Below are 12,336 nucleotides of genomic sequence, written 5' to 3'. Positions count from 1 at the left end.
TACAGCCTCTCCCTCGTAGTGTTCAAGGCCTGCACTCATGGCGGCTTCCTTGCCAAAATTTCTACTTAGCGCCAAACAACGGATCTTATGAACTGATGGCACGAAGTTTTGTACTATTTCTCGGCTACTATCTGTGCTTCCATCATCTACATAAATGATTTCACACGGCTCTGGAATCCTATCCAGTACCAGCGACAATCGACGATGAAACTCTGGCAGCACCTCTTGTTCGTTAAAAAATGGAACAACCACAGACAAAATAATCTTAGGTTCTGTCGGTTGGCTTATTTCAGAGAAAGCGGTATCAAGACGATTAATCGCTGGCATACTGGTCTTCCACAATGTCGGATGAAGAGTTCTAGACTACAAAGAATTTTGTGAAAGAGATGTAGTTGACATTTTTTTCATGCTTTGAAGCAAAGCTTAAGCTCATATTGCATCGATGACTGGATAGATATGATGTTTCGAAGAGCTGCGGAAAGAAGTTTCACGCAATTGTAGAAAGGTAGCCAAATGGCTATTAGTGACGGAAATACAAAGTCAGCTTCTGTGGAGTAGTGGTGCCTTGGGGGGGATAAAGCCACTGATTCACTGCCTCTAATGCTGCTTGTTCAAAGACCCCTGTCGGTTCGGAGCTCACCACCTTAAGATCGACAACTTGACCACTTTTAGCAATGTTGAAGCTCACGGTTACAAAGCCGGAAATCTTTTGACTAAAGGCGGCAGAGGGATATTCTGGCAGTACCTGTCTTTCTGGCATGAGTTGGTCAGAGGGTTCAAGCACTTTTTCGGTCACGGTGTTAACACAACCCGTGAGCATTAAGAGGACAAAACAGCCAAGTAGTTTCATAAAGTCAAAATTGTGTAGACTCAAAAGTTAACATTAAGACTATCACAATCTTCGAAATATCATAGAACTAGCGAACCAATGAACAGATTTTATGATAAAGAAAGTTGTACTTCGATGCCAACAAGCGTGACACAGTATAGTGGTTGAGATCCTCCAAGCAATGGTATTCACTTCGAGTCCGACAAGCCAACATTTTTTGGTGATATCGCTCAGACTGGCGGATAAACTCCGCGGTCTCCTCTCCCCCAACCAAGATCATTGTTTCTGGTTGTTGGTAACAATCTGTAAAAATAGGGCTGGCGTTTATTTCGGACTCATTCAATGATAGCACCTGATTGAGGTAAGATTGACGCACTTTAGTTAGATCAAAAATTCCGCTCAGTAGTATTTGCGCCCCAATACACTCGCTGTCGTTCATAACAACAGCGTGTTGGACAATCTTAGCCACCAAAAATGCGCCAACCGAATGCCCACAGAGAATGAACTTGCTTGCATCTCCATTCCAAGAATGAATGTTTTGTTTCAGCCATTCAAATCCTGCTAAATTTTGCTGAATAATTTCACCAATACTCACACCGGGAGCTAAATCATAGTTCATGACAGCAACCGTAAATCCTGCTGCTACGTAAGGACGGGCAATATAACTGTATTGGCTTTTGTCTAACGCTCTAAAATAGCCGCCATGTATGAATAATAATACTGGAGCACTAGGCTGCGCGGCAGGGAAAATATCAACTGTCTGACCATTTGTCGCTCCATAAGCGTGATCAAGATGACAGTTCATAGTCGCTCTCGCCCACAGGCTTTGTAATTGATTAGTGACCATGTGCACTCGACCAAATGGATGCCTTCTACGCAAATTAAATTCATGGTCATAGTTGTGCAAATCAGGCTCCTAAAAACAATCAGATCGTTCGATGAACATCAATGTATCTCTTTACTGATTATTTTAGCAACAAAATAAAAGTTGAAATGAATGCCCGTCTCATCGTCGCGATGAGCTTTACGGAAATAGGCACACAAAATGTGCCTATTTCTACTTGCTTGTTAGGATTAATGGCTCTTGGCAAATTCCAGTTTTTCCTGAGAGGATTCATGGGAAAAAATAAACAAGGTTGGTAGTGTCGCCAAAGCAACGTAAACGCCAACATAGACCACACCATGCTCCATGAGTTGCGACACAATCAGAGGTGTCAGTCCACCAAAAATAGAAAGTGCGGTATTATAACCAATACCCAGACTCGTGGTTTGATTCGGACACTGGTCCCACAATACCGCACACATATTACCTAAAATCAGTGCAATGAGTGCACTAATCGCAATAACAGCAAAAGCTTGATAAATGAAGGACGAGGACTCTAACAGTAAAAAAAGTGGTACCGCTGCAAACAGGAGTACCGTCGTACCAAATTTCAGCGCCTTGTGTGGGTTAAATCCCCTATCCACAATAAATGAGAAAATGAAAAGAAATAGCACTAGCATAGTGGTATTGATTAAAGCAAGGTTATCAATATTCATCGCTTTGCCCAAAATACCACTAGCTAAATTTTGAGTATAAAAAATAACCGCTCCTAAAACGGCAATACCAAATACTTTTAAAATGCTACTACTGCTAGAACGAGTTGAAAGGCGTTGAGTTTTGGGCAATTCTGGCAATGATAGACGCAAGTAAAGACTAACGAAAATATTCACAACACCGACTAACAGTGGAATTCTCCAACCCCATTCTCCCATTTCCTGTTCGGTCAAAATAGACTTCAGTCCTGCGACGATCAATAAAGATGCGATAATACCAAGGATAGTACTACCAACAATCATACTACTTACACGCGAACGTTGATTTTTCTGGGCATCAAACATTAGATAGTTAATTAGTGTTGGATATTCACCACCAAAACTAAAAGCCTGTACCATTTGAAACAACAAAAAGACCACTACGACATATGGCCCTAATAATGATACTGGAACCAAAGCCATTGCTACTGTGGCTAAACCGGTTAAAAAATTACAAACCACCAAGGCCCTTCGACGTCCATATTTATCGGCATAGCGACCAATAACAATCCCACCAAAAGGCCTCATTAAAAAACGTACCGCAAATACGCCCCACACAATCAATTCAGAATTGGCAATGCCTTGATTGGCGAACATCTGAGAGATATACATAGAAATAGAAGTGAAAACTGCAATGTCATAGTACTCCATCGCATTACCGAGTACTGCACTACAACGCTGTCGCCAAGTCAATGACATATAATTTGCTCCTTAAAAACTACAGCCTAATTTCTCAGAGGTTAATCAACTCACAGAGAAATAAGTTCAAATGGTATGAATAAATAGGAATTGGCTCTTGAAAATCTATAGAGTGACTTAACATCTCTTTACACAAATTACCAACAGATGGGTGAGGAACCCAAAGACTAAAACTAGGAGTTATTCCTTGATATTTAGATAGTTATAAAATTACATTTTCACCGTACAACTACTATCAAGTCTTTCAACTAAAGTTGTGCAGACGATAAACTATGCTCTCTGTTTTACAAGGAAAAGATCGGGAAGGTTACTCTTATGAGAAGTAAGCTGCATTTTTAACCGCTCATAAGTTATTTTATTGTTGATATTAAAGACTAAAATCCGACCAATATGATATTTCCCTTCGCCATCCCTGGTAGTTGGCATGAGAAGTCGATGCGTTTATCCAGCTCTTTCTCATACAACTTCTTCATATTGTCGAAAGCGGTTGGAATAAAACTCACATTTTTCAAGCGTAAGCTCTTACGTGTTTGGCTATCAAGAAATGCCAAAGCAGCCCGGCCAAGCACCTGCTGACAAGCATCCAAGACACCTTTACTCACAAGCTGAGTGGTAATCGCTTTTTGTAAGTCAGCTTGATCAACAGAAGCCTCAGAGCAAGCAAAAACACATATCGCATGGAGATCAAGCATGGCTACGGCCCGTGGCCGTTGAGTCGCAGTATCCTCATAGACAGCCATCAAACACGGTACTTTACTCTCATTGAAGCTTTGAGGTTGAATATTGTTAAGCTCCAACTTTGCACTAATCTCTCTTTGAAGCAACTTTTCAAGTTGCTTCAATTTGGGCAAAGCAAGCTCTTTCTGAACTTCAACAATCGAGTCCAAAGCCTGCTTGCTTTCTTCAACACCTTGGACAAGGGGTAACAGGCAACGGTGTAACTCGCTATCTTCAAAGGGCTTATGCAATACAAACCTAGCCCCAGCAGAGGTAGCTTCTTTGATTTGGGCCTCATCATCGACCGTCGTTATCATGCCAATCTTAATTTCTAACCCAAGCTCAACCACTGCTTTTATCAAATCTAAACCCGTCATATCAGGCATATACCAGTCAGTCAGCAGAATATCAGGCGACCACTCTTCGGTTAATTTGAGCGCATCGACAGGGCTATTGGTTTTCTTTATCGACAGACGACAGTAGCCGAAGCTCTCCAACCCTCGCCTGACGATCTCTAGTGTTGCTCTACTGTCATCCACAATCAGAATTTTCACAATTCAGGTTTCACTCACACAACAGGAACTGTCTAAATTATAGGCATATTATTTGGTGGCGACTAAACTTAAGTACGATAAATGTTTTAAGGATGTATTGACTGTCATGGATCTAGTCTCATTTCTGACCACAGATGTTTTGGTCGTCCTTGCCGTTGACTTGGGACTGTTTATTTTATTGATTTGGTTCTTAGTCTTGTGGTTTATACTGCGTGAGATGCGACAGTTTGCGCGCCAAGTAACTCAAGACAGTCATATCGATAACAAAACCTATGAAGTGTGCCAAGAGTCTGTGAGTAATGCTCTAAACTTCACGGCAGAAAATAGCGATACTCTCAATGACTTGATCTTAATTCAGCAAGCTTTGGAAAACCAAGTATCTCAAATTCGCTCAGCGGGCGAGCTTTCGGATCAAGAAAAAGCGTCGGTAGAAGAACTCAACCAAAAACTCAATAAATCTCATCAATTAATCCGCAAGCTGAAAGTAGATTTAAATAAAAGTACCAAAGGCTTAGAGAAAGCTAAGAGCAAGCTACTCCAACAAACTGGGACCGTTGAAAGCCTACAACAGGAAAAAGAGCAGCTTGAGAAACAATTCGAGCAACTCGAGCAAGAATACATTCAGCTAACTGAAGCCGATGATAGCTCAGATTTAGCAAAAGAGCATCAAGAAGAAAAAAGAAAAATGCTCGAACAATTAGAAGCCTACAAGAAGAAACTCAGTAATCAGGGCGACAGTGAAGCGCTAGCTGCTGCCCTTCAAGCTTCCAAGCAACAACTTTATCATGTTGCTAAAGAGAAAGATTTTATCGAGCAAAAGTACCTCGATCTCTTGGCAGAATCCGAACAGAAAAATGAGTAGAATTGACTGCTCTCGCTATTCCTTTACACAAAGAACATTCAGCAGCGATGTGCCCGTCAACTCCCTGACCTTACCATTACTGAATAAGCCTTGCCGGTTAGCACCCCAGTAAGGGAGGTGCACAGGCCACTTGTCTTTATACATAATCTTTTTACTAAGTAGGGTCTGCCATTGCTCTGCGGTCGATAGCTTCATGCCCAATTGCTGACATGTTTTGAGCGCGGCTTGGTAATCCAGTCGATTCCACGGAAGTTCATGTTCCATATAGAATTGATCATTGTTATCCATGGTGTAGGGAACCCTATATTCAATCCCATTGATCTGAGTGAAGCGACGGGTTGAGGGTGTTGGATAGGTATGAGCTTTTTGTTGATGGTCATTAAGCTGATTAACGGGAGTTCGTTTAGTGGACTGTCGGCTTTTTTTAGCGACCTTTGGTGCTTGATTTTGAGTTGCTGACTTTATCACTTGGCGAATAAAAACCTTGTCATATCCTTTTTGCTTTCGAACATCACGCCATTCTCTCTGGGCCGTTTGATAATCCTCATAAGGTCCAATTAAACAGCGATAATGTTTGCGCTCCTTTTTGAGCCAAACATCGGTCGAGATGCCTTGATACAGTTTTTGCGCTTGCGATACAGACAAGGGTTGGCGAAATACACCACACTGAATCCAAAAATGAGTGGAGTGTTTAGTTGGCCTTGCTTTACCCCACATTCCTTTCCCAATTGGGCAACTCGATTCGAGCAATGGCAATTGAGAATTCGAGGTTTGAGTTGCGTCACATAAGAAGTCTGAAGCCAGAGAAGGAAGAGTGAATAAACAACTCACCACGGTCAAAAGAACGCTTGGACATTTTTGCAAAGGTTGTATCGGCTTGATCGCCATATTGATACCCATATCTTTATACTTAACAACTCATTTGCCCTGCTAAGCGGGCAAATATAGTGGTATTCTTAACATTTAAAGCCCATTTACATGCAAAAAAAAAGCCGGGAATCAATCCGGCTCTTTTAAATGATAAAATTAAGATTAAGTATTTGGCACAGATCACCCTTTATAAATTTTAGGGTTAAATACGTCTCGTAGCCAGTCTCCTAATAAATTAATCACCAGCACCAAGGTCACTAAGACCACCCCCGGAAATGCAGTAATCCACCATGCACCGGAGAAAATATAATTAAATCCTATACTAATAAGCGCACCTAACGAAGGTTGGTCGACTGGTAGGCCAAGACCAAGGAAAGAAAGTGCCGCTTCTGACATAATGGCATTTGCCACTTGCACTGTAGAAATCACTAAAATAGGTGATAAGCAATTGGGCAATATATGACGGAACATAATACGAGGGGCTTTAAACCCCATAACTCTCGCCGCTTCGACATATTCCTTTTGCTTTTCTGCTAAAACCGAAGCTCTTATCGTCCTCGCATACTGTGGCCATTCAGCAACACCAATAATGACGACCAACATGACCACCGCGTACTGGCTGTAAAAATCACTGCCAAAGCTCGCTTTAAAAATAGCCGACACTATGATGGCAACCATCATAGTCGAAAATGATAGCTGCACATCAGCAAACCGCATTAAGAAGCTATCAATTCTGCCGCCAAAATAGCCCGCTGATAAACCAATGACAATACCTAACACCAGCTGTAACCCAACAGCTAAAAACCCGATGGTCAATGATAAACGTGAACCGTATAAGATGGTCGATAGAATATCCCGACCTTGCTCATCGGTACCAAGAACAAAACGCTCATCCCCATCTTCCATCCATGACGGGGGTAACTCTGAGTCCATAATATCAATCGATGCTAAATCGTATGGATCAGTCGGTGACAATATAGGGGCTGCAAGAGCAAGTACTAAAAAGACCATAAAAATGCTAAAGCTGGTCATTGCCACCTTATCGCGTTTGAAATAATACAGAAAGTCTGACTGCTTAAAGCGCTCCCAGCGAGAAGGAGCAGAAGTTGCTTGATTCATGGATTAAGCTCCTTTTCCAGTTAAATTCACCGTCGGGTTGATGATACCGTACAATAAGTCAACAATCGTATTAGTAACGACGAAGATAAGGCCGACAAAAATGACATAAGCGGTGATAAGTGGTGTATCAACCCGGTTTATTGCTTCAAGAAAAAGAAAGCCAGTCCCAGGCCACTGAAAAACAGTCTCAGTTAAGATGGTATACGCCACCATAGTACCAATTTGAACACCACCCACTGTTAGTACTGGCAACAATGTATTTTTAAGTGCATGTTGGTAATAAATTTTATTCAGCGCTAAGCCTTTAGCCTTACCAAATTTGATATATTCTGAGCTCAAAACTTCAAGCATTTCAGAGCGAACTAAACGAATAAAGAGCGGCAACATAATCGATGACAAGGCAATACAAGGTAAGACAAGATGAGCAAGACCATCGAGAGTAAAAAATCCTGACTCCCAGCCGAGTACATTCGCGGTTTCCCCACGACCAAATGATGGTAGCCAGCCAAGCTCAATAGAGAATACATACATCAACATAATTGCGGTTAAAAAAACCGGAATAGAGATACCAATACTACTCGCTGCCATAACAAATTTGGTGAACAAACTCTTCGGATGAATCGCCGAATAAACCCCCAAGGGTATCGAACAGAAAATAATGATCAGCGTCGCACCAAACACCAATTCGAGTGTTGCAACCAATTTATCCAATATCACTTCTACAGCAGGACGCTTAAAGAAATACGAGGTTCCGAGATCACCTTGCAGAGCGTTAGCGACAAAGCGCGAATATTTGTGAATGAAGGGATCGTTTAGGCCGAGTTCATCTCGCAAAGCTTGACGCTCTGCCTCTGAAACTGACTGACCCACCAATTCTCGGAGTGGATCGCCAAGATTATCCTGAATGGCAAATGCCACCAAACTGATCACAAACATCACTATCAGTGCCTGAAATAGGCGCTTGACCAGAAACGAAAACATTCCTTGCCCCTTTGCTTTCCATAAAAACTAGCGAGTAAAACACCATTATTTTACTCGCTTATTCAGTCTGTTAGTCCATGAAACAAACACATGGACTAACCATTCTTATTTAACGACAAGATCACCAAAGTAGGGTTGGTTCATGCCGTTAACAATTGGCCCGATTTCCACATTGCTTTTCGCTGCCCATGAAGGGTCTTGGAAATGTAGAGGGACGAAAGCGGCTTCGTCGTACAACGTTGCTTCAACTTGCTTAAGCATCTTGCTGCGCTTTGGCAAATCCGTCTCAGCGTTTGCTTGATTGATAAGTTTATCCACCTCAGGGTTACCGTAGTGGCCGCAGTTGTATTGTCCTTTACCAGTATCTGTATTACGTGTCATGGTCAAGAATTCAGTAAAGTTTGCCGAATCTTCAGTATCTGGGTGCCACCCTATCATCAACATATCCGCTGCACATTTATCAAACTCAGGCCAGTACTGCGCTTTTGGCATAGTCTTCAAATCAACCTTGATGCCAATTTTTGACAGCATAGCGGCCGCTGCTTGAGCAATTTTATCATCATTCACGTAACGATTATTGGGCGCCATCATGGTCAAATTGAAGCCTTTTTCGTAACCCGCTTCTTTCATCAGTTGCTTGGCTTTTTTCAAATCATAGCGAGGTTTCAGATCGGCATTATAACCAGCATAACCAACCGGGCTTTGCTGTGCCGCTGGCGTTGCTGCGCCCTTCATGATTTTTTTCACAATCCCTTCATTATTTATTGCGTAGACAATCGCCTGACGAACACGCACATCTTTAAGTGCAGGGTTGCTGTTTTGGTTCATCTGGAAAGTGATAACACGAGTTCCAGGCATAGTATAAAGATCTACCTTATCAGCATTTTTTATACGTTTGTAATCGTTGGGCGCAACAGGTGCAATCATATCGACATCACCCGATAGAAGCGCTGCAACACGAGTTGCGTCTTCTTTTATCGGTACAAGAGTTAACTTATCAACATTTCCTTTGGTATCTTTATCCCAGTAGTCCTTAAAGCGTTCAAACTCAACCTTCACGCCTTGTTCGCGTGCTGTAACAATGAAAGGTCCAGTTCCCGAAACATTTGTTGAAGCATACGAGTTACCGTGCTTAACCATTTCTGCTTTGTCCTTACCGTCTTTGGTTTTTCCAGTGTAGAACTTGCTGTCCATTGGGAAGATATAGGTTGCAACATTTTCTACCAATGGATAAGTGCCATCTGTTTTGATATCAAAGGTGTAGTCATCAACTTTTTCAACCGCGACAAGGGGAGAAAAAATACCTTTAAAGTCTGCAGAGCTCTTCAAACGATTGAATGTCCACACAACATCGTCAGCTTTCAGCTCATTACCAGAGTGAAATTTAACACCTTTATGCAAATGAAAGCGCATAGTTTGATTGTCGACACGCTCCCAAGACTTTGCCAATCGTGGTTCAAACTCCATATCTTGAGTAAAGCGGATCAGCGGATCAAATACCATATGAGACATCTGCATGGTACCACCTGATAACTGCTCATGCGGGTCAAGAGATACTGGGTCAGCATCGTAAGCGACGGTGATATCTGCTGCTGCAGCGCTAAAACTCAAGCCTGCTGCCATCAAAGCTACTGCTAGTTTGCTTTTCATGGTTTTCATTGCATAACTCCTTATGCGGGATTTATCCCTAGTTGTTGAATTTGCGTTTTATTTTTCCTGCCAATCAGTGATGGCAAGCAAGATTTATGGCTTATTTATGCCGAATTTACTGCCTCTCTTAATCCAGTAAATTCTGGCATCAAGGAGATCAGTTGTTTACTGTATTCATGCTGCGGTGAGCAAAACAACTGCTCTGTCGGTGCAACTTCAAGAAGAGTGCCCATTTGCATCACTCCAACCCGGTCACACATTTGACGTATCACAGGTAAGTCGTGACTAATAAATAGCATGGTAAGGTTTAATTCATCTTGTAAATCTTTGAGAAGATTTAAAATCTGTGCTTGCACAGACACATCAAGTGCAGAAGTAGGCTCATCACATATCAACAAACGCGGACGGGTCGCTAAAGCACGCGCAATTGAAATTCTTTGTCGCTGTCCACCGGAAAACTCGTGAGGGTATTTCACTCCAGCCATTTTACCAAGACCAACGTGATCGAGCAGATCATGAACGATCTGGCGAGTTTCCGCTTCATTCTTGGTCAGTTTGTGAAAGCGTATTGGCTCTGCGATGATGTCAAAAATCTTCATTCGAGGGTTCATGGAAGTATATGGGTTTTGAAACACCATCTGCATTTGTCGACGTAAAGGACGGCGCTCTTTTTCCGATTTCAATCCGGTAAGGTCAATGCCTTCAAAAGTAACCTTGCCTGAATTAGGCTGATATAAACCAGCGATGACACGAGCAATGGTTGACTTACCTGATCCAGACTCCCCCACCAAGCCAAATGTCTCTCCTTCACGGACATCGAAGCTCACATTGTTGGAAGCTTGGACGTATTCTCTACGGCTTTCAAATAAAGAGTCTTTGGTGACAAAGCGCAAGTTTACATTTTCTACATTAAGTAAAGAACCAGTGTACTGGCGATGATCTTGGCTCTGGCCCAACCAATGTTTTTTGACATCGAGAGGTTCCATCTCATGAGCTTCTTCAATGTAGCTAACTAAAGGAAAGCGTTCTAGTTTTACATCAGAGCGAGGAACAGCAGAAATGAGACTACGCGTGTAAGCGTGATCAGGTTCACCTAATACTTTCGTGGTCGGCCCAAACTCAACCAAGTCACCACGATACATGACGGCAACTCTATCGGTGACGTTAGAAACAACCCCCATATCGTGGGTAACCAACATACACCCCACGTTGTGTTCGATACACAACTGTCTAATCAAGGCTAAGATTTGATCTTGAATTGAAACATCCAGTGCCGTTGTCGGCTCATCTGCAATGATCAAATCCGGTTCACCTGCCAGCGCAATTGCAATAACAACACGTTGTCTCATTCCGCCCGAGAACTGGTGTGGAAACTGTTTTAAACGATTTTCCGGCTGAGGAATCCCTACTTTTTGCATCAAAGAGAGTGCACGCTGATAAGCTTCATCGTCAGACACATCCATGTTGGCATGAATCGTCTCTTTCAACTGGTGCTCAACGGTAAATAAGGGGTTTAAAGACGTCATTGGATCTTGAAAAATAAAACCAATCTTGGAACCGCGTACACCACGCATCTGCTCAGCAGTAAGGCCCGATATTTTTTTCCCATCAAGAAAGACATCACCGCTTGCGATTTGCCCCGGCGGACTCAAAAGGTCGATGACCGCATTTCCGACGGTTGATTTACCTGCACCAGACTCACCGACCACTCCGACAATTTCGCCTCGTTCAATATTGAACGAGAGAGATTTCACCGCAGCATGAACACCATGGCGCGAAGGATATTCGATTCGAAGATTTTTGACTTCTAAAAGTGACATTACCAGACCTCTACTGCTGTGGCAGCTTTCTGCCCTGTCTGAAATTGAATCCATTCATACCAGAATATCGTTCTGGCAAATTACAAGCTCATCAATTTGGCAAAAAATTCACAGAAAAGCAACAAATATAGAGTTAAAAGTTAAAATATGAAGAGAAAGAAGCAAAAACATAATATAAATATGCAGTGTAGTTCAATTTACAACTGTTAACCTTCGTAAAAATAACAAGTTATGACGGTATCATATTTATAAAACACTTCTTTTTTTCGATATTTGTATATTTCCGATTGTATAAATATTCAAACTTTCACTTGGAAAACCATTTAACAATATTAAAACATTTTCTTGGGTAATGTAAAAATACCAGCCTTAAAAACCTATTTATCACTTATCACTGGATTAATTGTCCAGTGATTGACTAGCTGTATAGTTTTATCAACTAGAAAATAAAAATACAAAAAAAGGCAAACAACAGAATACTTATGTTCCCCAAAGAAAGTTATGTTTGGCAAATGCGTATCAGATTATCGTTAGTAGCAACAAGCCCTAAATATACACATGATGGTTTAATTGTCTTCGAAGAGGGAGGCGATGCGACTGGGCTTCCAGACCCCGACCATAGGGCACTACTTTGTGATAGCAAAAAAGCCTCAGCTTTTC

Annotated in this window: 11 protein-coding genes; 1 reads left to right on the top strand and 10 read right to left on the bottom strand. The window is 41.9% G+C overall.

Annotated elements, in window-relative coordinates:
* From RH40_RS03925 to RH40_RS03905, 5 genes are all read right to left on the bottom strand, one after another.
* Window positions 1-327 (bottom strand): glycosyltransferase (locus tag RH40_RS03925; RefSeq protein ID WP_009600054.1); only part of this gene is annotated, 327 nt, incomplete at its 3' end.
* Between the two features lie 193 nt (window positions 328-520).
* On the bottom strand, window positions 521-874 hold the full coding sequence (locus RH40_RS03920) for an energy transducer TonB (protein WP_139056843.1): 354 nt from the start codon (window positions 872-874) through the stop codon (window positions 521-523).
* Between the two features lie 43 nt (window positions 875-917).
* Window positions 918-1,736 carry an alpha/beta hydrolase gene (locus tag RH40_RS03915; protein WP_009600052.1) on the bottom strand — a complete coding sequence of 273 codons (819 nt, stop codon included), beginning with the start codon at window positions 1,734-1,736 and terminating at the stop codon, window positions 918-920.
* Window positions 1,737-1,903: 167 nt separating this feature from the next.
* Window positions 1,904-3,103 carry an MFS transporter gene (locus tag RH40_RS03910; protein WP_009600051.1) on the bottom strand — a complete coding sequence of 400 codons (1,200 nt, stop codon included), beginning with the start codon at window positions 3,101-3,103 and terminating at the stop codon, window positions 1,904-1,906.
* A gap of 374 nt (window positions 3,104-3,477) precedes the next feature.
* Window positions 3,478-4,374 carry a response regulator gene (locus RH40_RS03905; protein WP_009600050.1) on the bottom strand — a complete coding sequence of 299 codons (897 nt, stop codon included), beginning with the start codon at window positions 4,372-4,374 and terminating at the stop codon, window positions 3,478-3,480.
* Between the two features lie 106 nt (window positions 4,375-4,480).
* Here RH40_RS03905 and RH40_RS03900 point away from each other — a divergent pair, with 106 nt between their 5' ends.
* Complete coding sequence (locus RH40_RS03900; RefSeq protein WP_009600049.1) at window positions 4,481-5,236, top strand: chromosome segregation ATPase; 756 nt, start codon at window positions 4,481-4,483, stop codon at window positions 5,234-5,236.
* A 15-nt stretch (window positions 5,237-5,251) separates the two neighbouring features.
* Here RH40_RS03900 and RH40_RS03895 read toward each other — a convergent pair whose 3' ends face one another.
* The 5 genes from RH40_RS03895 to RH40_RS03875 all read right to left on the bottom strand — a co-directional run bounded on the left by RH40_RS03895 (window position 5,252) and on the right by RH40_RS03875 (window position 11,676).
* Entirely contained in the window at window positions 5,252-6,136 is an 885-nt protein-coding gene (locus RH40_RS03895) for an SPOR domain-containing protein (RefSeq protein WP_009600048.1), read from the bottom strand.
* A 150-nt stretch (window positions 6,137-6,286) separates the two neighbouring features.
* Window positions 6,287-7,225 (bottom strand): ABC transporter permease, encoded by a 939-nt coding sequence (locus tag RH40_RS03890; protein WP_009600047.1) that lies wholly within the window; start codon window positions 7,223-7,225, stop codon window positions 6,287-6,289.
* A gap of 3 nt (window positions 7,226-7,228) precedes the next feature.
* Window positions 7,229-8,206 (bottom strand): ABC transporter permease, encoded by a 978-nt coding sequence (locus RH40_RS03885; RefSeq protein WP_009600046.1) that lies wholly within the window; start codon window positions 8,204-8,206, stop codon window positions 7,229-7,231.
* 105 nt (window positions 8,207-8,311) lie between these two features.
* Complete coding sequence (locus tag RH40_RS03880) at window positions 8,312-9,865, bottom strand: ABC transporter substrate-binding protein (RefSeq protein ID WP_009600044.1); 1,554 nt, start codon at window positions 9,863-9,865, stop codon at window positions 8,312-8,314.
* Window positions 9,866-9,960: 95 nt separating this feature from the next.
* The gene (locus RH40_RS03875) at window positions 9,961-11,676 is read right to left on the bottom strand and encodes a dipeptide ABC transporter ATP-binding protein (protein ID WP_009600042.1); all 1,716 of its coding nucleotides are present in this window, start codon (window positions 11,674-11,676) and stop codon (window positions 9,961-9,963) included.
* Window positions 11,677-12,336 lie beyond the last annotated feature (660 nt).

Origin of the sequence: Vibrio caribbeanicus ATCC BAA-2122, assembly GCF_000165125.1 — a bacterium.
Lineage (GTDB): Bacteria > Pseudomonadota > Gammaproteobacteria > Enterobacterales > Vibrionaceae > Vibrio > Vibrio caribbeanicus.
Note: the sequence above shows the minus strand (reverse complement) of the source record. Positions and strands in the feature narration are given on the sequence as shown.